Origin of the sequence: Dactylosporangium darangshiense (assembly GCF_039537565.1) — a bacterium.
In the GTDB taxonomy this organism is placed as follows: Bacteria; Actinomycetota; Actinomycetes; order Mycobacteriales; family Micromonosporaceae; genus Dactylosporangium; species Dactylosporangium darangshiense.
Genome location: NZ_BAABAT010000029.1, coordinates 123069 through 143954 on the forward strand (window position 1 = coordinate 123069; position 20886 = coordinate 143954).

Consider the following 20886-nt stretch of genomic DNA (forward strand, 5'->3'; position numbering starts at 1 on the left):
CCGAGCCGCTCAGGGCAGCCGGGGCGGCAGGCCGAAGCGCTCGAAGACGGCGGGGTTGACGAACGAGACGATCTGCGCGATCCGGCCGTCCTCGCGCAGCGTCAACACGTTGAGCGACCACGCCTCGTGCGGGCCTTCGCCCTGGGCGCGCAGGTAGCAGCCGATCGCGGGCTGGGCGTTGGCGGCCGTGGGCACGTGCCGCCAGCTCCCGCACGTGGTGAGCGGGAGCTCGACGGCGAAGTCGGTGACGGCCGGCAGCCCGCGGTACCAATGCGGAAGAGGCGGCATCGACCACGTGACGTCCTCGGTCAGCAGCGCGACGAGCCCGGCCGCGTCGCCGTGCTCCAGGGCGTCGGCGTAGGACGCGACGACCTGGCGGATGCGCTCGTCGCCGATGCGGCGCAGGGTCGGCTGCTGCGGTATCGGCGGCACCTTCTGCGCCAGGGTGCGCCGGGCGCGGGCGATCGCCGAGTTCACCGAGCCGACCGAGGTCTCCATCATCGTGGCGATCTCGGCCGCGGCGAAGCCGAGCACCTCGAACAGCAGCAGCGCGGCGCGCTGGTTGCCCGGCAGGTGCTGCAGCGCGGCCACGAACGCGAGCTCGACGGTCTCGCGCCGCTCGTAGACGACGTCCGGGTAGGGCTCGAGCCAGGCGACGTCGTCGCGGGGCCGGTTGCCGATGACGGCGCACTCGCTGGACGGGCCGAGGTCGACCGGCAGCGCGCGGCGCCCGCGCGCCGCAACGAGGTCCAGGCAGGTCCGCGTGGCGACGGTGAAGAGCCAGGCGCGCAGGGAGCCGCGTCCCTGGTACCCCGAAAGGCTCAGCCACGCCCGCACCAGCGCGTCCTGCAGCGCGTCGTCGGCGTCGTGGACCGAGCCGAGCATCCGGTAGCAGTGCGCGTGCAGTGGCGCCCGCAGCGGCGCGACCAGCCGGGCGAACGCGTCGTCGTCGCCCTTGCGCGCCCGATCGAGGTCGTCGGCAAAATCGGGCTCCAGCAGCCGACGAGTCTGCGGCATCCGGCCGGTCTCCCTTCTTGAGAGAAGGAGGTCATCCGTTGAAGAACGACACACTGCGCGTCGCCGACGCCACGCTCTACTACGAGCTGCGCGGCAGCGGGCCGCTCCTGGTGCTGGTCGGCGCGCCGATGGGCACCCGGTTCCTCGCGCCGCTCGCCGACCTGCTCGCCGCCGACCATACCGTGCTCACCACGGATCCGCGGGGCATCGGCGCGAGCATCCTCGATGATCCGGAGTCCGACTCCAGTGCGGCGCAGCGCGGCGACGACCTGGCCCGGCTGATCGAGCACGTCGATGCCGGCCCGGCCGCGGTCTTCGGCACCAGCGGCGGCGCGGTCAGCGCCCTGGCGCTGACCCAGCGGCACCCCGGGCTGGTGCACACCGTGATCGCGCACGAGCCGCCGATCAACGACGTGCTCGAGGACCGCGAGGAGCGGCACGCGGCGGTCGAGGACATCATCGCCACGTACGAGTCCGGCGACGTGCCCGGCGCCTGGAAGAAGTTCCTGGTCAACGCGGGCGCTCCGCCGCCGCCTCAGCAGGACGGCGCGCCGCCGGACCCGCAGCAGGTGGCCGACGAGCGGCACTGGTTCCGCCACGAGATGCGCGGCACCACGCAGTTCCGCCCGGACGTGGCGGCGCTGCGGTCCTCGGGTGCGCGGATCGTGATCGGCCTCGGCGAGGAGTCGGCCGGTCAGCTGCTGGACCGGACGTCGCACGCAATGGCGGCGCTGCTCGGCGAATTGCCCGCACCGTTCCCCGGCGGGCATATCGCATTTGTGCTTGATCCGGCCGGATTTGCGCCCCGGCTGCGCGAGGTGTTGCGGTCCCAGTGACTTAGATCACGTCATGGGGGGCGTGTGAGAATGCGCTGGTGGGCGCCCGTCAGCGCATTCTCACACGTACGCCATGTCCGTAGAAATCGGACTCCGGCCCGCTTTGTGATTCAGCATTGCTTCAACTGCCGCTGGAATGCTCACGCACATGATCCGGAAATGGCGAAATCGCATTCCGATCGCAGCGGCGGTCGCGCTCATCGGGTTTCTTGGATTGACCGCTCGGTACTTCGTATGGCCGAGCCTGCCGGTCGTGCCGCCGCACATCGACGCGATCGTCGAGCTGGCCGGGCCGGGCGACGACGACCGCGACCGGCTGGCGACGGAGCTGGCCCGGGAGCATCGCGCCGAGTATCTGGTGCAGTCCACCCTGCAGTCCGACGCCGATTCCGGGCGGTGCCTGCCGGCCGAGCCCGGCGTGACCGTGCTGTGCTTCCACCCCGATCCGGACACCACCCGCGGCGAGGCGGAGGCAATCGGGCGAATGGCGCGGCAGTACGGCTGGCATTCCGTGGTCATCGTGACCACCGCCGATCATGCATGGCGCGCACGCCTGCGTGTAACCCGTTGTTTTCCCGGGCAGGTGTACGTCGCAACCTCGCATCTGCCGCCGCTGTACTGGTTCCGGCAGATTCCGTATCAATGGGCCGCGTCGGGCAAGGCTGTACTGGTACAGAAGAACTGTTGACCTGGAGCGCACTCCAGGTGGCAGCGTGTCCGGCATGAAGACGCGATTTCTGGGACGCAGTGGCATCGAGGTCAGCGCGCTGGGCATGGGCTGCTGGGCGATCGGCGGCCCGTTCTGGGCCGGTGAGCAGCCGCTCGGCTGGGGCGAGGTCGACGACGAGGAGTCGATCCGCGCCGTGCGCCGCGCGCTCGACCTCGGCGTCACGTTCTTCGACACCGCCAACGTCTACGGCGCCGGCCACAGCGAGGAGGTCCTCGCCCGTGCGCTCGCCGGCCGGCGCGACGAGGCCGTGATCGCCACGAAGTTCGGCGGCACGTTCGACGAGCAGACCCGCCAGGTCGGCCCGGACGACGGCACGCCGGCCGGGGTCGCCCGCGCGGTCCGCGAGTCGCTGCGCCGGCTCGGCACCGACCGCATCGACCTGTACCAGCTGCACATCAACGCGCTGCCGATCCCGGAGGCGCTGGACCTCGTGCCGGTGCTCGAGGGCCTGGTCGAGCAGGGGCTCATCCGGGCGTACGGCTGGAGCACCGACTTCCCCGAGCGCGCCGACGCCTTCGCCTCCGCCGCGCCGAACTGCGCCGCGATCCAGGCCGACATGTCGGTGCTGCGGGGCTCCTACGCCGTGCTGCCCGTCGCCGAGCGCCACGACCTGGGCGTGATCGTGCGCGGCCCGCTCGCCATGGGCCTGCTCGGGGGCCGCTACACCACGTCGTCGGAGCTGCCGCGCGACGACGTGCGCGGCCTCAGCCCGGAGTGGATGACGTACTTCACCGACGGCCGCCCCACGCCCGAGTTCCTGGCGCGCATCGACGGCATCCGCCAGGTGCTCACCTCGGGCGGGCGGACCCTGGCGCAGGGGGCGCTGGCCTGGCTGTGGGCGTACGATGCCCGGACGGTGCCGATCCCGGGCTGCCGGACGGTCGCGCAGGTCGAGGAGAACGCCGGCGCGCTGGCCCACGGCCCGCTGTCGCCGTCCGAGCTGGCCGACGTCGAAAGGTTGATGGGCCGCGAATGATGCCGATGCCCGCCGAACTGCCCACGGGCGCGATCCTGCGCCCGATCGAGCTGCCGGACGCGCCCGCACTGCGCGAGACGAGCCTGCGCAACCTGGACCGGTTCCGCCGGTCCAGCCCGCGGCAGCCGGACTCGTACTGGACGCCCGAGGGCCAGCGCGAGCGGGTGGAGACCGCGGTGCGCCGCAACGAGGCCGGCGAGGCCCTGTGCCTGGCGATCGCCCGCGCCGACGCGGTCCTGGGCCTGGTCATCCTGTCCACGATCGTGCGCGGCCCGTTCTGCAACACGAGCCTCGGCTACTGGATCGACGCCGCCGAGGAGGGCCGCGGCATCACCTCGGCGGCGGTCGCCGCGACCTGCACCATCGCGGAGCGCGACCTGGGCCTGCACCGCATCGACGCGAGCACCCTGCCGGACAACAGGGCCTCGCAGCGCGTCCTGACGAAGAACGGCTTCGAGCTGTACGGCCGGCCGCGCGACTACATCTACCTGGACGACGCCTGGCAGGAGGCGGTGCTGTTCCAGCGGATCCTGCATGACCGCCCGCCTCCCGCCGGCTCGGCCTGAGCCACCACTACCGCTGTTGCCGGGTGTTCATCGACCCTGCAGGGCACCGGTTCGGCCGGTGTCCTGCACCGTCGCGGGGGACGGAGCCGGCGTGGTGCGCCGGGCGCGGAAGGCGAGCACCAGCAGTACCGCGCCCAGGAAGGCGACGACCGACGCGGACGCCGCGGTGACGTGCATGGCCACGATGAACGCGTGATTGGCCGAATCGGCCAGGTCCGGCCGGTGCAGCGCGTCCGCGACCGCGCGGGTGTGCTCGGCCGACGGCGCGGCGGCGTCGCGGGCGGCGGCCGGAAGGCCGGCCAGCGACGGCTCGATGCGGTCCCGGTACGTCGTGGTCAGGATCGTCCCGAGCAGCGCGATGCCGAGCACGCTGCCGACCTGCCGGACGGTGTTGTTGACCGCGGAGCCCGCGCCCATGCGGTCCAGCGGCAGCACCGCGATGACCGCGGCCACCGTCGGCGCGATCGTCATGCCCATCGCGGTGCCGCTGACGAAGCCGACGGTGCAGAACCAGACCAGCGGCGTGTCGAGGTCGAACGCGAGGTTGGCCACGAACCCGGCGGCGACCACGAGCAGGCCCGTGCCGCTGACGAGGCCGACGCCGAAACGCTTGGCCAGCCGGGCGCCGAGCCCCGAGCCGACCGCGACGCCGAGGGCGCCGGGCAGGAACGCGAGGCCGGTGTCGAGCGCGCCCATGCCGCGGGCGCCCTGCAGGTAGAAGTTGCCGTAGAACATCTGGCCGGTGATGCCGAAGAACAGCGCGGCCAGCGCGAGGTTGCCGGCGCTGAACCGGCCGTTGCGGAACAGCCTCGGGTCGAACGACGGTGCGGGGGAGCGCCACTCGAAGGCGGTGAAGGCCGCCAGCAGCGCGAGGCCCGCGAGCACCGGCGCCCAGACGCGCGACCGGGTCCAGTCGGTGTCCTGCCCGGCCTCGATCAGGCCGTAGGCCAGAAGAGCCAGGCCCGCCGTGGAGAGCACGAGACCGACCGGATCGGGCCGTCGCCGCTGCGCCAGTTTCGGATTCGGTACCACCACCAGCACGCCGACCAGCGCCAGCGCCGCGACGGGGAGGTTCACCAGGAAGACCGAACCCCACCAGAAGTGGTCCACGAGCACGCCGCCGAGCAGTGGGCCGAGTGCCACGCCGACGCCGCTGGAGGCCGACCAGGCGGCGATCGCGCCCGCGCGCCGCTCGGGCGGGAACGTCGCGCCGATGATGGCCATCGAGGTCGGCATCATCATCGCCCCGCCGAGGCCCATCAGGCCGCGGGCCAGGATCAGGCCGGTGGCGTCGCCGGCCCAGGCCGCCCAGAGGGAGGCGGCGCCGAAGCAGAGCAGGCCGAGCACCAGGATCGTGCGGTGGCCGTAGCGGTCGCCGAGCGCGCCGGCGGCGAACAGGGCGGTGGCGAAGAGCAGTGCGTATGAGCCGACGGCCCACTGCAGTTCCCCGGGCGTGGCGCCCAGGCCGGTGCGCGGGTCGGCGATGCGCTCCAGGGCGATGCCCAGGATGGTGGTGTCGATCCAGATGAGTACTGCGGCGAAAACGAGGACCGACAGCACTCGGCGCTGCTGCGGTATGCTGATTGACAGGTCCCTGACGGTCATGTGAGAACGTTCGCAGGAATGACAGGTTCCTGTCAATAGTGGCACGGCGCACAATGGTCGCGTGAACCAACTCGACGCCTGCTCGACCTTCCTCGTCCGGCACGCCTGGCTGTCCCTGCGCGGCGTGGTCGCCGAGGCGCTGGTCCAGCACGAGCTGTCGGTGGCCCAGTTCGCCTCGCTGCTGATGCTCGACGAGTCGCCCGGGCTCTCCGTCGCCGACGTCGCGCGCAAGGTCTCCACCGCACGGCAGTCGGCCAACGAGATGCTCGGCGGGCTCGAGCGGGCCGGCCTGGTGGAGCGGCGCCCGCACCCCACCGACCGGCGCTCGCAGCAGATCTTCCTGACCGACGCCGGCCGGGCCCGCCTCGGCGAGGCGGTGCCGACCGTCCGGGCCGTCGAGGCCCGCCTCGCGGCCGGCTTCAGCCCCGACGAGATCGCCGTCGTCAACGCCTGGCTGAGGCGCATGACCGAGGCGATCACCTCGGAGGGTGAGGAGATCCCCACGCTCTGAGCTGGACATAAGTGTGTCCCGCGTCACATCATGGAGTGGGCGGGAGGTGCGGCATGGAATTGCTCGGCGGCATTCAACGCATGGAACACGCCATCCAGACGCCGGTCGGCGACCCGGCGTGGCGCCCCGCGATGACCCGCGCGGTGGCTCAGCTCAAAGCGGCATTCGCCGAGCACGTCGAGGTGACGGAGGGCCCGTCGGGTCTCTACGCCGAGGTTCTCGACGACGCGCCCCGCCTGGCGTCGCACCTCAACGACCTCGTCGGCCACCACCGCTCGGTCTGGACGGCCCTGGAAGAGCTCGAGGGCCGGCTGGAGGAGCCGCACTCGCCGGAGGCCGTGCGCTGGCAGGCCGACCGCCTCGTCGGCGAGGTGTGGCAGCACCGGCAGCGGGGCGCGGATCTGCTGTACGAGGCCTATGAGACCGACCTCGGCGGCGAGACCTGACGGTTCGCTTACGACGGCCCGCCGGGCGCGGTGGTGCGCTGCGGTGGGCTCTACATTCGAACCATGGGGCAGCGCGTGCTCGTCGTGGACGACGATCCGACCGTGAGTGACGTCGTCCGCCGGTATCTCGAGCGTGAGGACTTCAACGTCAAGCTCGCCGGCGACGGCCAGGCGGCGCTGGACGCCTACCGGCAGGAGCGGCCCGACCTCGTCGTGCTCGACCTCATGCTGCCCGGCATCGACGGGCTCGAGGTCTGCCGGCGCCTGCGCACGCAGGACCCCGGCCTGCCGATCATCATGCTCACCGCCCTCGGCGAGGAGTCCGATCGCGTGCTGGGCCTCGAGATCGGCGCCGACGACTACGTCACCAAGCCGTTCTCGCCGCGCGAGCTGGTCCTGCGCGTGCAGTCCGTGCTGCGGCGCTCCCCGGCACCGCCGCCGCAGACCGGCGAGCTGGTCGACGGCGACCTGCGCGTCGACGTCTCACGCCGCATCGTGACCCGCCGCGGCGAGGAGCTCGCGCTCACCGTGCGCGAGTTCGACCTGCTCGCGTTCCTGATGCGTAACCCCGGCCGAGTGCTGCGCCGCGCCGAGCTGCTGGAGCAGGTGTGGGGCTGGACGTTCGGCGACCAGTCCACCGTCACCGTCCACATGCGACGGCTTCGCGAGAAGATCGAGGACGATCCGGCCGACCCGAAGCGCATCCTGACGGTCTGGGGCGTGGGATACCGGTACGAATATGCCTGACGTGGTGTACACCTTCCTGCTGGCCCTCGGTGGCTCCCTCCCGGTGGTCCTCGCGGGCCTGGTCGCTCTGCGCGCCCTGCGCGGCCGCTCCGTCACCGCGCACATCGTGGTCATCCTGCTCGTCACGGTCCTCAGCGTGCTCGCCGGCATCGTGGGCGCCGCGATGCGCATGTTCATCTCCGACCACGACCTGCACGTGCTGCTCATCGTCGTGGGCACCGCGGCCACCGTGTCGCTGGCCGTCGGGCTCTGGTCCGGCCGGCGCCTGGCCCGGGCCAGCATGTGGGCGGCCGAGGCGCGCGAGCGGGAGCGCGAGGCCGAGGCCCGCCGCCGCGAGCTCGTCGCCTGGGTCTCGCACGACCTGCGCACCCCGCTGGCCGGCCTGCGGGCCATGGCCGAGGCCCTCGACGACGGCGTCGTGTCCGACCCGGAGACCGTCGCCGACTACCACCGCCGCATCAGCGCCGAGACCGACCGCATGGCCGCCCTCGTCGACGACCTGTTCGAGCTGTCCCGGATCAACGCCGGCGCGCTGCGGCTGTCGGTGGCCGACGTGCCCCTCGGCGACGTGATCTCCGACGCCATCGCCTCGGCGGCACCGCTCGCCGCGGCCGAGCACATCCGGATCGTCGCGGAGCCTTCCGGGGGTACCGCTGGATGGCCCGTGGTTCGCGGCTCCGTCCCGGAACTTTCGCGGGTCGTCAACAACCTCATCCGCAACGCGATCCGCTACACCCCGCCCGACGGCACCGTCACCGTGACCGGCGGGCAGGACGCCGGGGGCGGCTGGCTGGCCGTCAGCGACACGTGCGGCGGCATTCCCGAGGCCGACCTGCCGCGGGTGTTCGACGTGGCGTTTCGGGGCGCACCGGCGCGTACACCCGAAAAGGAGGCGGGCGGGGGACTGGGCCTGGCCATCGTGCGCGGCCTCGTCGAGGCACACCAGGGCGCCGTGGCCGTCGACAACGTCGGCGACGGCTGCCGCTTCGTGGTGCGCCTGCCTACCGCAGACCGTCCAGTGCGTGCCGGCATGGGTCATCCGGCCGCTCCGGCAGTCGCGGGATGACGTCGAGGAGGATCCGGCGCAGGCGGTCAGTGTTCTCGCCGAAGACCCGGAAGACCTCCTCCTGGGTGACCCCGTGGTCGCCCTCCACGCCCGCGTCCAGGTCGGTGACGAGCGCGATCGAGGTGTAGCAGAGCGCCAGCTCCCGGGCGAGCACCGCCTCCGGGTGCCCGGTCATGTTGACGACAGCGCCGCCCATCGCCGTATACCACCGGGACTCGGCCCGGGTGGAGAACCGCGGCCCCTCGACCACCACCATCGTGCCGTCCCCGGCGTCGATGCCGTGCTCGCCGGCCACCTTCTTCACGATGTCGCGCCCGGTAGTGCAGTACGGGTCGGCGAAGTTCACGTGCACGGCACCGTCGTCGTAGAAGGTCTGCACGCGCCCGGAGGTCCGGTCGATGAGCTGGTCGGGCACCACGAACGTCCCCGGCCCGAGCTCCGGGCGCAGCCCGCCGACCGCGCACGGCGCCAGGATCTGCCCCACCCCGATCTCCTTGAGGGCCCAGAGGTTCGCCCGGTAGGGGATCCGGTGCGGCGGGAAGCGGTGGTCCCGCCCGTGCCGAGGCAGAAATGCGGTCCGCCGCCCCTGCACCGTCGCGACCGTGATCGGGTCCGAGGGTGGGCCATAAGGCGTGTCGACCACGTGTTCCTCGGCGTCGTCCAGCAGTGCGTAAAGCCCTGATCCACCGATCACGGCGACGTCCGCGAGTGAGGTCACGCAACAGACCCTAACCGCGACGCGCGGGTCAGGCTATGGTGCGAGACATGACCCTCGCACCCCGCCCTGCGATGATCCACCCGGCGCGGCCACTCATCGGCCGCCCGGTCGGTGATGTTTGCTGGTGGGTCTGATGTCCATGCACGGGGATCTCGGTGGGATGGAAGGACACTCGTCCGGCCAGCCCCCGACCGGCCGCGGATCGCCGCGGCCCGGATCGTCGGGCGGCAACGGCCGGGGCACGTCCAGAAGGCGGCGAGGGAGGGCGATGGAGTCGTTGACCGGGCGCTTGCTGGTGGCGACGCCCGCGCTCCGCGACCCGAACTTCGAGCGGACCGTCGTCCTGGTGGTCGCGCACGAAGAGGGCGGCGCGCTGGGCGTCGTGCTCAACCGCGCGACCGAGGTCCAGGTGGCCGACGTCCTGGGCGGTTGGGGCGCCCTGGCGGGCGAGCCGCCGGTCGTCTTCGAGGGCGGCCCGGTGCAGCCCGAGGCCGCGATCTGCCTGGCCCGCACCCGCCCCGGCGTCGAGGACCTGGCCGGCTTCAACCGCGTCTCCGGCGCCGTCGGCACCGTCGACCTCTCCGGCGACCCCGACCTCCTGGTCGCGGGCGTCGTCGGCGTCCGCGTCTTCGCCGGCTACGCGGGCTGGTCCCCCGGCCAGCTGGAGCGCGAGATCGAGGGCGGCTCATGGTTCGTCTTCGACGCATTGCCGAGCGACGCTTTCGCACCGCGCCCGGACGACCTGTGGCAGATGGTCCTGCGCCGGCAGGGAGGCCTGATGGCGGCGGTGGCGCATTACCCGTCCGACCCGACCCAGAACTAGGGGGAACCCGATGTGACCCCCTCGCCGTGTGTGTGTACTATTCCTGAGTGCCCGCAAGACCGGGGCATGCAGATGGGGCCGTGGCGCAGCTGGTAGCGCACCACACTGGCAGTGTGGGGGTCAGGGGTTCGAGTCCCCTCGGCTCCACCCATCGTGAGGCGCACCCTACTCAAGGCGCGGGGTGCGCCTTTTCGCCGTTGCGATGGGTGGTGGTTTCGCGCCTCGCTTCGCTCGGCTCCCCGGTGGGGGCTTCGCCACCCACACCCCCGAATACCGCCGTGGTTGCGCTGCGTCCATTCGCCTGCGTCGTTGGTACGAAGTTCCACTATGGACGCTTCGGCCGTCGGCCAACGCCGCCGGGGTACGGGCTTTGTGCCTTCTCGTGTGATTTGCCTCGACCGCTGGGGGTGGGGTGAATCAAGGGGTGGTCCGTGGGCTGCCGGGGGGTCGCGAGTCCGGTGTTTGGTGGCTGCGGCTCTAGCATCGATTGTTGCCTGCGCTCGACCGGTTCCGTATGCCCCGACGCGGCGGAACGATGTGCTCGAGAAGAGGACCGATGATGCAGGGACGCCTGGCAGCGTGGCTGGTACGGCTCAGTCCGCCACCGCTCGCCATGGGGATCGCAACCAGCGCTGCGTTCGTCGTCGTGGAGACCCTGCTGGTCTACCCGCTCCGGGAGGTCGCTCCCCTAGAGGCCCAGGCCATCGTCTACCTGCCCGGTGTGCTCATCGTCGCCACGGTGTGGGGCCTGTGGCTGGGCGTGGCGACGTCGATAGCCAGCGCGCTCTCGTTCGACTACTTCCACACCCCGCCGACCGGGCGCTTTCAGGCGGAGGACTGGCGGGACTGGCTCGGGCTTTCGGTGTACCTGCTGGTCGCCGCGTTCGCCAGTTCGGTGGCGCAGTTGGCCCGCACGCGGGCGCTCGAGGCCATCGAACGGCGCCGGGAGACCGACGCGGTGGCCGAGCTGACCCGGCTCATCCTCGACGCCGACGATGTGCGAGCGGTACTTCCCGAGGCCTCCGACCTGATCGCGCGGGCCATGCAGCTGCCGTACGCGGCGATCGAGCCCGGCGAGGTCCCGCCGCACGAGGGCCGGATTCAGCTGCCGCTGCGACCCGGCGCGCTCGTCGTGCCCGCGGATCTGCCGGACCGTGTCATGGTGCGACTGCGGGACGGGGTGGTGCCCGGACTGGCGACGGTGCTGCGGGCCGGCAGTTCGCTGCAGGCGAGCCGGGCCGAACTGCAGGCGCTCCTCACGCAACAGGCGGCGCTGCGCCGGGTAGCGGTGCTCGTGGCACACGGTGTCGCACCCACCGAGATCGTCGCCGCGGTCGCCGCCGAGGCGGCCGACCTGTTCAAGGCGGACGCCACGCGGGTGGTGCGCCGGGAGGGTCCCAGCACGGTGGCCGTCATCGCCGAGTACAGCAAGAAGCCAGAGGTCGAGTCGATACTGGGCAAGCGGCTCGACCCCTCCGGCGGCGTCGCGGGGCTGGTGCTGCGCGACTCCTGTCCGACCCGCATGGATTCGTACGAGGGCAGCATCGACCCGCTCGCCGACCTCGCCCGCGCCGAGGGCGTCCAAGCCTCCGTCGGCGCTCCGATCGTCGTCGACGGCCGGGTCTGGGGCGTCCTCGTCGCCCTGTGGGGCCGGACCGGCCCGCCGCCACCCGGCACCGAGCATGAGCTCGCCCAGTTCACCGAGCTCGTCGCGACCGCGATCGCCAACACCGAGAGCCGTGCGGAGCTCACCGCGTCACGTGCCCGGCTCGTCTTCGCCGCGGACGAGGCCCGCCGCGGCATCGAACGCGACCTGCACGACAGCGTGGAGCAGCGGCTCATCTCGCTCGGGCTCGAGGTGCGCGCTGCCGAGGCGCTGGCCCCCCAGGAGCTCGGCGAGCTGCGGTCCCGCCTGTCGGACACCGCCGTGGGGTTGTCCGGCGTCTTCGAGGACCTCCAGCGGATCGTCCGTGGCATACATCCGGCGATCCTCTCCCAGGGCGGGCTGGGCTCTGCGATCAAGGCGCTCGCCCGCCGCTGCCCGGTCCCGGTGGCGGTCCACCCCGGGCCGAAACGCCGTCTGCCCGGTTACGTCGAGGTCGCCGCCTACTACGTGGTCTCGGAGGCGCTGGCCAACTCGGCCACGCAGGCCGACGTCTCGGCGATCGACGTGAACGTCGACATCGTTGCCGACGACGGACCGGCGCAGGGCGAGGTCCTCAGCGTGGCCGTCCACGACAACGGCGCCGGTGACGCGGATCCGCGTCAGGGCTCCGGCCTGGCCGGCGTGCGCGACCGCGTCGAGGCACTCGGCGGCACGCTGACGCTGACCAGCCCGTCCGGCCGCGGTACGTCCCTCAGCGTGAAGCTGCCCTTGGACGACCGGCACCGGCAGGGTGCGGATGCCGACTGGCCAAGTGGAACCTGACGCGACGGGGCACCGCGACATCGCCGCTCATGAAGGCACCCGGAGTTGTTGAGCCGAAAGGGCGGTCCTGTGACCCGAATGGGCTGATTCGGATCGCCACCAATTTCCTGGCCTCGATGTTGCCCGATACTTTCCCCGGCATTCATCCGGACAAGGATTCTGGGGGGCTCTCGTGGGTGACGAGATCAGCATCTCGATCAGCGGTCATGCAAGGGTGAACCAGGTAATTGGAAAGATCGAGAACCGGCTGGACGCTCTGCGGGACGCGGTTGACGACGCGGCCGAGAGCGGGGACCTTGCCGGTGACGCGGCGGCGGCGGCCCGTGCGCGGCTGGCCGAGGCCGAGTCAGCGCGCCGGCGGCCGAACGAGCAGGAGCGCAACGAAGCCCTGGTTCGCGCGCTGCGCGGCCTCGCCGAGACGGTCCGGTCGCTGCCGGAGCTGTCCAAGGACGCCCACAAGGCCATCGATCTTGTGCAGAGTCTTCAGTGACCAATCGCGTCAACATCAATGCGCAGGACAACGCGAAAGTCGGGAGCATGGTCGGCGTCGTGCACGGCGACGCCACGTTCTACAACATCGGCGAGCGTTCGTCGCCTTCCGACCGGTTTCGGGTCGGCCTGAACTATCTCGAGGGTAATGTCCCCCGAAAGGCCGAGGAGCTCATTCACGAGGCGATCCGGCACGGTTTCCGTGGCGCGCGGGTGGCCTACTACTGGGCCATTGCGCTGCTCAGCGGGCGGTCGTTCGACCACCTGGACGACGCCGACTTCGACAAGCTCAACGAGGCCATCGCGATCGCGCACTCGGACGAGCACCGCGGGGACGGGGAAGGCTGGCGGCTCGCGCTCGACGTGGTGATGCAGATGCTGCAATGCCTCGCGCTCCACGACGTCGACGCCGACGACGAGGTCCCGCTGGACGAGGTCATGGACCGCTACGAGGCGTTGCCGGACGCGCGCCGCGACGAGATCCGCCGGCATCTGCAGATGATCATGGTGGGGAGCATCCAGGACCTGATCGACGAGCTCGATGCCGAGCAGATCCGCCGGCTGCGGCTGGCCGGCAACCGCGACGAGCGGGCGGCCCAATTCTTCCTGCCCCCGCAGGCGTCCGCGGTACTGCGGCCGCTCATCCTGCCGGACGAGACCGGCTCGGACGCCGGCAGCGCGTTGTTCGGGCTGGTGCTCGCCTCATTCGGCGCCCTGGGCTCGTTGTACCTGGCGTTCGAGGCCGACGTCCTGGCGGCGCTCGGCGTGGCGGCGCTCTGGGGGGCGGCCACGTTCTGCGTCGTGCGCTTCGGGCGTGACTACATCCGGCTGAGGGCGCGACGGGACCGGAAGCGGCCGTGGTGGGAGGAGCGCCGCGGCCTGGTGGTCAGCCCGGAGCTCGGCACGCTCATCGCGGCGCGCTTCGCGCGGCACCGGCCGGACGGCATCGACGAGGAAACCTGGGTGCGGGAGACCTCGCACCTGCGCTCGTCCATCGGCGGGGCGCTCGTCGCTCAGTACAGCGGTGTCTGGCAGCGGGACGCGGGGTTCGCGCCCTACGACATCTTCTGGCTGGTCGACTGGCACGCGATGGAGGCGGCCCGTCGCTGGACCGCGACCCGGACCGTGGCGCGCCCGGAACCGCCCCGGCCGACCATTGCGTTCGCAACCGGCGCCGGCTATTTCGGCGGTATAGCGCTGTTCCCCGCCGGCGTGGTCGTGGCGCTGTTCTCGTTGTCCGGATGGTCGATCCTGCTCGGGCTCCTCGCGTCGACCGCCGTCGTGTGGGGGCTGGGCCTGGTCGGCATACACGCGCCGGTCGTGTTCGGTCGCCGGGCCCTGATCGAGACCGACGAGGACGAGCGGCAGCGCCAGCTCGAGGAGGAGGAGAAGGCGTTCCAGCGCTGGGAGGAGCACCTGGCGAACCGGCCGACCGACGCCGAGATGGCGCGCTGGCTCGACTACGACAAGGCGTACGTCAAGGACCTCGCGATGCGCCAGTTCGGGCTGCGCAACCGGGACCTGATCGGCCACGTGATCCTCACCCAGGCCGACGACGTGTGCATGCGCGCCCGGGTACTCTACGGCCCGCCCCGGTACTCGGCCTACCAGGTCAGGCTCTTCCTGCTCACGGCGCGGGGCATCCGGGAGGTCAACGTCCACCTCGACTTCCTGTCCGGCGTCGTCTTCAACGAGCATCGCAACGTCTTCCAGTACAGCTCGATCACCTCCGCCGAGGTGGGCGAGGTGAGCATCCGGCTCAACGACGGCCGGCGCGAAGTCGAGCGGGTCGGCGCCCGGACACAGCGCGCGGGGGAGCAGAAGCTGACCTTCGCCCACGCGCTGCACCTCACGCTGAACAACGGCCGGACCACCTTCGTGCTGATCGAGAACTTCGACCAGGGTCTGCTCGACCGGGTCCGGGAGAACGCGGCCTACCTCGAGGAGCTGGCCCGGGACGCCGCCGGCGTCACCGGTGCGCTGCGCATCCTCGAGGCGATCGCGGCGGAGGGCGCGGCGTGGGTCGACGAGGAGCGCAAGCGCCGCAATCGCCGCCTGCGCAACTACCGCGACCGGCAGCGCCGCCGCGCCCGCGAGCTGGGTGCGGCCCCGACGCTCGACCTCGGGCAGCTGCCCCGGCAGCCGCACGCGCCGCACGACTCGACCGTTCAGGACGCGACCGGCGGCGGAACCGCTTGACGCATTCCGTTATCGGAATATGATTGAGTCATGGCGCGGGCGGCTACTACCTCCGACGCGTTCAATGCGGTGGCCGAGCCCCGGCGGCGGGAGATTCTCGATCTCCTCGCCGGCGGGGAGCGGGCCGTGAATGACCTGGTGCGGGTGTTGGGGCTCACGCAGCCGCAGGTGTCCAAGCACCTGCGCGTGCTGCGCGAGGTCGACCTCGTGCGCGTGCGCGACGACGGGCGGGAGCGCATCTACCGGCTCAACGCCGCACCGCTCAAGGGGATTCACGACTGGCTCGCCGGCTATGAGCGGATGTGGAACGCGCGGTTCGACCTGATGGACGCGGTGATCGAGGAGCTCAAGGAGCTCGAGAAGAGGGGGAACGACGATGACGGCGACGACGAAGGGCACGGCCAAGGTCACGCTTCCGGCAGACAACCAGATCCTGGTGACGCGTGAGTTCAACGCGCCCAAGCGGCTGGTCTGGCGGGCCTACACGACGCCGGAGCTGGTGAAGCGCTGGTGGGCCGGTGACCTGGGGAACGTCACCATCGCCGAGATCGACCTTCGGGTCGGCGGGAAGTGGCGGTACGTCTCGACGACCGACGAAGGCTACGAGGTGGCGTTCCGGGGCGAGTACCGCGAGGTCTCCGCCCCGGACCGGCTCGTCAACACCGAGATCTTCGAGGGGATCCCGGACCCGGACGACCACGCGGGCCTCATCACCGTCACGTTCACCGAGCGCGACGGCATCACCCACATGGACATGCTCTGCGAGTACGTGGACCAGGCCGACCGCGACGCCCTCGTCAACTCGGGCATGGAGACCGGCCTGCAGGACTCCCTCGACGCGCTCGAGGCGGTCGCGGCCTCGATCGAGGACTGACGCGCACGCCGCGCAGCGCGCAGCCGGGGCTGCGGGCCACGATGGCGTCGCGGCCGCCGATGGGCCGGTCCGGGCGCTGACCTTCTCGCCCGCGACCGTGCGCTCGCCGCCGCCAAGGGCGGCATCGGCTGCCGCGCGGTGTTCCGCCAACGCCCGCGACGACGAGCCGTGGACCCCGGCCCCGGGCGGGTGCCGGCGCGCTTACATGATCGCCGCGAACCCGTCACCCGCCAGTTGTTGCCGACGCCTCCGGCGGGGCGCATCATGTTCCCGCCGACGTCCCTGGGAGGCGTAGTGAGGCGGGTCCTGAGTCTGCTGCTCGCCGCCGCCGTTCTCGGCGGCTGCTCCGGCGAGCCGAAGAGCACGCCCGAGCCGACGTCCAGCTCGGGTCCGGTGAAGGCCATGTCGCACGCCGATGCGAAGGCGTTGGCCGGGAAGTACCGCGACGAGGCCGTCTCCACCATCGGCGCGGCGCTGCGCGGCGCGCCCACCGAGAACCTGGTGCCGTGCGAGGGCCCGCACACGTTCGCGGCGCTCACCTACGGCGACGTGCCGGTCACCGCGGATCAGCAGCCGGCGGTACTGCAGAAGCTGCGCGACTACTACGTGGCCGCGAAGTACACGGTCGAGCCCCCGTCCACCGACCCTTCCGACCACGGCGCGCTCAACGCCACCGGCCCCGACCGCGTCGCCCTGTCGGTCGTCGGCGACGGCACGGATGCGGTCCGTGTCAACGTCGCCACTCCGTGCTTCGAGTCGAGCGAGCCGCTCGCCAACGCCTCTTCCTAGATGGCGTGCCGGACGCCGTTGTCGAAGGCGACGCCGAACTCTCCGGGCAGGGCGCCACGCAGCGCATCGGCGAAGTCCAGCGCGTCGCGGTCGTCGTGCAGCCGGACCAGCAGCAGTCCGCAGGCCGGCGCGCCCTGCAGTAGCGCGATCCCGTCCGTGCCGAGCATCGCCACCGGCTCCCGGTTGCCGACCGCGCGGATGCCGGGCCGGCCGGCGATACCCACCAGGGTGCCGTCCACGACCTGCCCCTGCCGCGTCAGCACCACCCGATCGCCGAGCTGCGCCCCGGAGGCCGCGGCGGTCGCCTCGTCCAGCAGCACCTCCTCGGCGCCGGCCGGCATCCGCCCGCCCCGCAGCTCGAAGCTGCGCAACTGCTCGTGCTCGGCGGCCGTGACCACCGTCGCCTCGCCCCGCGGTTCGTGGTGCACGGTGACCGTCACCCCGTAGAGCGTGTCGTCACAATCCACGTCCGCCACCTGCGGCAACGCTGTGACCGTGCTGACTGTGGCGGCGTCGAAGTCCCCGTGTACCCGCACGTCGGCCCGCCCCGCGAGGTCGGTGAAGTGCAGCCCCGCCTCCTGCCCCAGGTCGTGCGCGGCCATCAGCCCCGCCCCGCCGAGCACGATCGCGACCCCCGCCGCGGTGACCTTCCGTCGCGCGTCCACCGCCGGATGATATGCAGGATTCATGACGTATGAGGTGGACCCGAGGGTCGATGCGTACATCGATGCCCTGCCACCTTGGCAGCAGTCCATCTGCCGCGAGGTCCGCGACCTCGTCCACGCCGCCGACCCCGAGGTGGCGGAGACGATCAAGCGCACCGTCCGCCCGTACTTCGTGCTGGACGGCAACATCTGCGCCCTGCTGGCCGCGAAGACGCACGTGAACGTGTTCCTCTACGACGGCGCGATCGTCCCCGACCCGCAGGGCATCATCACGGGCGGCCACGACAACAAGACGGCGCGCACGGTTGCCGTCCACGAGGGCGAGGCCGTGCCGGCCGAGCCTCTGCTGGTGATGTTCCGCCAGATCATCGCCAACAACCGCGCCGGCGGCTGGCGCAAGCTCAAGTCCCAGCCCGACTGAGTTGTCTCGCCCCTGGGGCGGGGCAAGAATGCCGTTCAATGCGACAAGTCGGGCACTTCGTGCCGCGACGTGTCGGACTTATCTCCGGACAGGGTATAAATCCGACAAGTCGTGGCGCGCCAGCGCCCGACTTGTCGTTCGGTCGCCCACGCGGGGACGGGAGCCGCCTGCGCGCGGGCGGAGTTGGCCGGCGCCGTCAGGTCGTGGCGCGTCGCCGCCCGACTTGCGCCGGGAACGGGCTCCGCGCGGGTCGGGAGTTGGCCGGCGCCGTCAGGTCCTGGCGCGCCGCCGCCGCCCGACTTGTCGTTCGGCCGCCCCTGGGGAACGGGAGCGGCCTCCGCGCGGGTCAGGAGTTGGCCGGCGCCGTCAGGAACGACGGGGACGAGCGCTCCGGCGCGATCGCCGTTGCCTTGCGCAGGCGGAGCTCGGCGTCGAAGGACTCGTCGTCCAGGCTGCGCTTCGCGGCGGCGGCCATGTCGGCGGCGTTCGCCGTCTGGCGCTCGATCTCCGAAGCCTCCTGGTACGCATGGAACTTGCGGTCGCGGATCAGGCGGCGCAGCGAGAGCTGCTGCGCGAAGGGGTGGGCCGCAGGATCCCAGCCGTTGCGGTGCATCAGGGCGTCCGCCAGGTTGGCCGCCGAGATCTCGCCCCGGTCGTGCGCGGCGTTGACCATGCGGACCAGGTGGCGGCGGCGGGTCTCCGGGTCGTCGTCGGTCAAGGGGAAGGCGTTGGCGCGACGCAGGCGGTGCACGCCGTGCTCGGCCTCCTCGAAGGCGCGCCACGCCGCCTCCTGCGTGCGCTGCGCGGCCTCCCACTCGGCGCGGCGGCGGTCGGCCATGACCGTTGCGCGCGAGGCGGCGACGGCGACCTCTGCGCAGTACCGTCGCAGCTCCTCGATCTCCTTCGACGTTCGCTCGGCCTTGGCCTGGCGCTCGCGGGCGGCCTCGGGGTCGCGGATCGCCTTGCGCAGGCGGCTCCACCAGGACGGGCCGCCGGCGCCGCGGCGCGACAGGGCGGTCAGGACCAGGAACGTGATGATGACGGCGGCGAGCAGGGCCAGCCAGATGGCCAGCGCTTCCTGCATTCCGCGGGAAAAGTTCTGCATGCGGCGGCACCTCGGGGGGACGAGTCCGATCAGGGCAGGGGTCGTCTCACACCGAGTGGGCGGGCGGTGCACGGCCCGCGACCGCGCCTGCCGGGCGGCCGGCGGGCAGCGGGACGGCGACGGTCTGCGCGGGCGCCGGCGCGGCGGCCGCGAACGGGGCCGGGTCCTCGGCCGTCTCGTCCACAGTGGACTTCGGCGCGGAGGACGCGGAGGCGGTGAAGGAGACCGCGGCGGAGGAGGCGGGCTCCATTGTGGACGGCAGCGCCGGGGTGAAGCCGGCGCCGAGGATGAGCGCGCAGATCGTCAGTGCGAGTCGTCGCACGCCACGCCGCAGGCGGCTGGATGGCGTAGCGAGATGCATGACTCAAACATGCCCGCTCCCGTCCATGGTCGCAACCCGGTAGCCTCTTGCGCCGTGGATCTGACCGTCATTCTCGGGCCGATGAAGAGCGGCAAGTCGCTGGAGCTCGTGAGCCTGCTCTCACCTTTGCAGTACACCGACGCACGCCACCGGGTGTTCCAGAGCGCGCGGCACGTGCGTGACGCCGGCGTGGTCTCGCGCAGCGGTGCGGCGCTGGCCACCGTCAAGGCGACGTCGCTGGCGGCGGCGCTGGACGAGGAGCTCGACGTCGTCGGCATCGACGAGGTGCACATGTTCGCCCTGTCGGACATGTCGGTCGTGCGGCGGCTGCTGTTGCGCGGCACCCGCGTGGTGGCGGCCGGCATCGACCTCGACCACCGCGGCGAGCTGTTCGCGCCGGTCCGGGCGCTGCTGGAGCTGGGCCCGGCGAGCGTGACCTACCGCCGCGCCGTGTGCGATCGCTGCCGTTCCTTCTCCGCGGTGTACACCCAGGTGCTCGAACACGGCGAACCGATGATCCGCGAGCTCGCGCCGTCGACGGCGCTGCCCGACGACGGTACGTACACCTACGAGGCCCGCTGCCGCGCCTGTGTCGTCCTGCCGCAGTCCACCACCGCGACCCTGCCGGCCTGAGCCTTGAGGGTTGTTGTCCGGGTTCATACCCCCTGGGGGTTCCGGTTCATCCGGGTATGCTGGTCGGTATGACTTCCGCGACGCCGCGCGGGTACACCGCGACCAAGGACCAGCTCCAGAGCCGCCTGCGCCGCATCGAGGGCCAGGTCCGCGGCGTGGAGAAGATGGTCGACGAGGACCGGTACTGCATCGACGTGCTGACCCAGATCAGCGCGATCCAGGCGGCGTTGGACAAGGTCGCGCTCGGCCTGCTCGACGACCACGCCCGGCACTGCATGCACCACGGCGCCGAAGAGGGCAAGGGCGAGGAGATGGCAACGGAGATGATGGCCGCCGTCGGCCGGCTCCTGCGCCGTGGCTGACTACCGGTACGTGCGGCAGACCGACGGCTTCACCTGCGGGCCGACCGTGGCGCTCGTGGCGTCGGCGGCGCTCGACCCGGCGTACGGCGCGACGGTCACCGACGACGCCGCCGAGCAGCACCGCATCCACGCGGCGGCCAACTTCATCTGGCCCCGCAAGCTGGGCACCACGCCGTGGGGCGTGGCGCGCGTGATCTCCGGGCACACGGCGGCGCTCGGGACGCGGTACGGCTGGCGGCGTTTCCGCGGCGACCTGCGCGCCGCCGTGGCCGCTGTCGAGTGCGACTGGCCGGTGGCGATGCTCATCGGGGCTTCGATCCCGCGGCACTGGGTCCTGATAGTGGGGCACGCGGATGGGGTGCTGGAGTGCTTCAACCCGGCGCGCGGGTCGGTCGCCTCGATTCCCGTCGCGGACGTTGCCGCCCGTCGCTTGGAGGCCCTTGGCTTTCCGCGGGCTTTTGCCCTGGTCCTGCCCACGAGATACATCTAGGAACCGGCTCGTGCTGATCCACGCCCGAC

Annotated in this window: 25 protein-coding genes and 1 tRNA gene; 20 read left to right on the forward strand and 6 right to left on the reverse strand. The window is 71.8% G+C overall.

Features of this window, described 5'->3' with window-relative positions; translation table 11 throughout:
• Positions 1 to 9 precede the first annotated feature (9 nt).
• Positions 10 to 1017, reverse strand: a complete 1008-nt coding sequence (locus ABD901_RS38535; RefSeq protein WP_345134961.1) for a sigma-70 family RNA polymerase sigma factor — start codon at positions 1015 to 1017, stop codon at positions 10 to 12.
• A gap of 38 nt (positions 1018 to 1055) precedes the next feature.
• On the opposite strand from ABD901_RS38535, the gene ABD901_RS38540 reads away from it, so the two are divergent.
• From ABD901_RS38540 to ABD901_RS38555, 4 genes are all read left to right on the forward strand, one after another.
• Positions 1056 to 1853, forward strand: coding sequence for an alpha/beta fold hydrolase (locus tag ABD901_RS38540; RefSeq protein WP_345134963.1), 798 nt, complete (start codon positions 1056 to 1058; stop codon positions 1851 to 1853).
• A gap of 148 nt (positions 1854 to 2001) precedes the next feature.
• Complete coding sequence (locus ABD901_RS38545; RefSeq protein ID WP_345134965.1) at positions 2002 to 2541, forward strand: YdcF family protein; 540 nt, start codon at positions 2002 to 2004, stop codon at positions 2539 to 2541.
• 34 nt (positions 2542 to 2575) lie between these two features.
• Positions 2576 to 3559, forward strand: coding sequence for an aldo/keto reductase (locus tag ABD901_RS38550; protein WP_345134967.1), 984 nt, complete (start codon positions 2576 to 2578; stop codon positions 3557 to 3559).
• A 5-nt stretch (positions 3560 to 3564) separates the two neighbouring features.
• Positions 3565 to 4125 carry a GNAT family N-acetyltransferase gene (locus tag ABD901_RS38555; RefSeq protein WP_345134968.1) on the forward strand — a complete coding sequence of 187 codons (561 nt, stop codon included), beginning with the start codon at positions 3565 to 3567 and terminating at the stop codon, positions 4123 to 4125.
• 27 nt (positions 4126 to 4152) lie between these two features.
• Here the strand turns inward: ABD901_RS38555 and ABD901_RS38560 are convergent, their stop codons facing one another.
• Positions 4153 to 5730, reverse strand: coding sequence for an MFS transporter (locus ABD901_RS38560; protein WP_345134972.1), 1578 nt, complete (start codon positions 5728 to 5730; stop codon positions 4153 to 4155).
• 61 nt (positions 5731 to 5791) lie between these two features.
• Between ABD901_RS38560 and ABD901_RS38565 the strand changes: the two genes are divergently transcribed.
• The 4 genes from ABD901_RS38565 (at position 5792) to ABD901_RS38580 (ending at position 8500) form a co-directional block, all read left to right on the forward strand.
• The gene (locus ABD901_RS38565; RefSeq protein WP_345134975.1) at positions 5792 to 6241 is read left to right on the forward strand and encodes a MarR family winged helix-turn-helix transcriptional regulator; all 450 of its coding nucleotides are present in this window, start codon (positions 5792 to 5794) and stop codon (positions 6239 to 6241) included.
• Between the two features lie 53 nt (positions 6242 to 6294).
• On the forward strand, positions 6295 to 6687 hold the full coding sequence (locus tag ABD901_RS38570; RefSeq protein WP_345134977.1) for a hypothetical protein: 393 nt from the start codon (positions 6295 to 6297) through the stop codon (positions 6685 to 6687).
• 63 nt (positions 6688 to 6750) lie between these two features.
• Entirely contained in the window at positions 6751 to 7434 is a 684-nt protein-coding gene (locus tag ABD901_RS38575; protein WP_345134979.1) for a response regulator transcription factor, read from the forward strand.
• Positions 7427 to 8500, forward strand: a complete 1074-nt coding sequence (locus ABD901_RS38580; protein WP_345134981.1) for a sensor histidine kinase — start codon at positions 7427 to 7429, stop codon at positions 8498 to 8500. Before ABD901_RS38575 ends, ABD901_RS38580 begins: the two co-directional genes overlap by 8 nt.
• Here ABD901_RS38580 and ABD901_RS38585 read toward each other — a convergent pair.
• Positions 8436 to 9194, reverse strand: coding sequence for an S-methyl-5'-thioadenosine phosphorylase (locus ABD901_RS38585; RefSeq protein WP_380139930.1), 759 nt, complete (start codon positions 9192 to 9194; stop codon positions 8436 to 8438). The genes ABD901_RS38580 and ABD901_RS38585 overlap by 65 nt on opposite strands.
• Positions 9195 to 9486: 292 nt before the next feature.
• Here ABD901_RS38585 and ABD901_RS38590 point away from each other — a divergent pair, with 292 nt between their 5' ends.
• The 8 genes from ABD901_RS38590 (at position 9487) to ABD901_RS38625 (ending at position 16820) form a co-directional block, all read left to right on the forward strand.
• On the forward strand, positions 9487 to 10041 hold the full coding sequence (locus ABD901_RS38590) for a YqgE/AlgH family protein (RefSeq protein WP_345134984.1): 555 nt from the start codon (positions 9487 to 9489) through the stop codon (positions 10039 to 10041).
• A 74-nt stretch (positions 10042 to 10115) separates the two neighbouring features.
• Positions 10116 to 10188, forward strand: a tRNA-Ala gene (locus ABD901_RS38595).
• 409 nt (positions 10189 to 10597) lie between these two features.
• Positions 10598 to 12469, forward strand: coding sequence for a DUF4118 domain-containing protein (locus tag ABD901_RS38600; RefSeq protein WP_345134987.1), 1872 nt, complete (start codon positions 10598 to 10600; stop codon positions 12467 to 12469).
• A gap of 172 nt (positions 12470 to 12641) precedes the next feature.
• Complete coding sequence (locus ABD901_RS38605) at positions 12642 to 12959, forward strand: hypothetical protein (RefSeq protein WP_345134989.1); 318 nt, start codon at positions 12642 to 12644, stop codon at positions 12957 to 12959.
• Positions 12956 to 15157, forward strand: a complete 2202-nt coding sequence (locus tag ABD901_RS38610) for a hypothetical protein (protein WP_345134991.1) — start codon at positions 12956 to 12958, stop codon at positions 15155 to 15157. The genes ABD901_RS38605 and ABD901_RS38610 overlap by 4 nt, the downstream gene beginning before the upstream one ends.
• Positions 15158 to 15187: 30 nt before the next feature.
• On the forward strand, positions 15188 to 15604 hold the full coding sequence (locus ABD901_RS38615; RefSeq protein WP_345134993.1) for an ArsR/SmtB family transcription factor: 417 nt from the start codon (positions 15188 to 15190) through the stop codon (positions 15602 to 15604).
• Entirely contained in the window at positions 15534 to 16031 is a 498-nt protein-coding gene (locus ABD901_RS38620; RefSeq protein ID WP_345134995.1) for an SRPBCC family protein, read from the forward strand. The genes ABD901_RS38615 and ABD901_RS38620 overlap by 71 nt, the downstream gene beginning before the upstream one ends.
• A 294-nt stretch (positions 16032 to 16325) precedes the next feature.
• A complete protein-coding gene (locus tag ABD901_RS38625) occupies positions 16326 to 16820 on the forward strand; it encodes a hypothetical protein (protein WP_345134997.1) in 495 nt (164 codons plus the stop codon).
• On the opposite strand, the gene ABD901_RS38630 is transcribed toward ABD901_RS38625, so the two are convergent.
• The gene (locus tag ABD901_RS38630; protein ID WP_345134998.1) at positions 16817 to 17485 is read right to left on the reverse strand and encodes a hypothetical protein; all 669 of its coding nucleotides are present in this window, start codon (positions 17483 to 17485) and stop codon (positions 16817 to 16819) included. The genes ABD901_RS38625 and ABD901_RS38630 overlap by 4 nt on opposite strands.
• Positions 17486 to 17507: 22 nt before the next feature.
• Between ABD901_RS38630 and ABD901_RS38635 the strand changes: the two genes are divergently transcribed.
• Positions 17508 to 17906 carry a DUF1801 domain-containing protein gene (locus ABD901_RS38635; protein ID WP_345135000.1) on the forward strand — a complete coding sequence of 133 codons (399 nt, stop codon included), beginning with the start codon at positions 17508 to 17510 and terminating at the stop codon, positions 17904 to 17906.
• A gap of 346 nt (positions 17907 to 18252) precedes the next feature.
• On the opposite strand, the gene ABD901_RS38640 is transcribed toward ABD901_RS38635, so the two are convergent.
• Positions 18253 to 19011: a hypothetical protein gene (locus ABD901_RS38640; protein ID WP_345135002.1), complete on the reverse strand. Its 759-nt coding sequence runs from the start codon at positions 19009 to 19011 to the stop codon at positions 18253 to 18255.
• A gap of 46 nt (positions 19012 to 19057) precedes the next feature.
• The gene (locus ABD901_RS38645) at positions 19058 to 19372 is read right to left on the reverse strand and encodes a hypothetical protein (RefSeq protein WP_345135004.1); all 315 of its coding nucleotides are present in this window, start codon (positions 19370 to 19372) and stop codon (positions 19058 to 19060) included.
• 54 nt (positions 19373 to 19426) lie between these two features.
• On the opposite strand from ABD901_RS38645, the gene ABD901_RS38650 reads away from it, so the two are divergent.
• The 3 genes from ABD901_RS38650 (at position 19427) to ABD901_RS38660 (ending at position 20857) form a co-directional block, all read left to right on the forward strand.
• A complete protein-coding gene (locus ABD901_RS38650; protein ID WP_345135006.1) occupies positions 19427 to 20005 on the forward strand; it encodes a thymidine kinase in 579 nt (192 codons plus the stop codon).
• 68 nt (positions 20006 to 20073) lie between these two features.
• Positions 20074 to 20367 carry a metal-sensitive transcriptional regulator gene (locus tag ABD901_RS38655; protein WP_345135008.1) on the forward strand — a complete coding sequence of 98 codons (294 nt, stop codon included), beginning with the start codon at positions 20074 to 20076 and terminating at the stop codon, positions 20365 to 20367.
• On the forward strand, positions 20360 to 20857 hold the full coding sequence (locus ABD901_RS38660; protein ID WP_345135010.1) for a hypothetical protein: 498 nt from the start codon (positions 20360 to 20362) through the stop codon (positions 20855 to 20857). The genes ABD901_RS38655 and ABD901_RS38660 overlap by 8 nt, the downstream gene beginning before the upstream one ends.
• Positions 20858 to 20886: the final 29 nt, after the last annotated feature.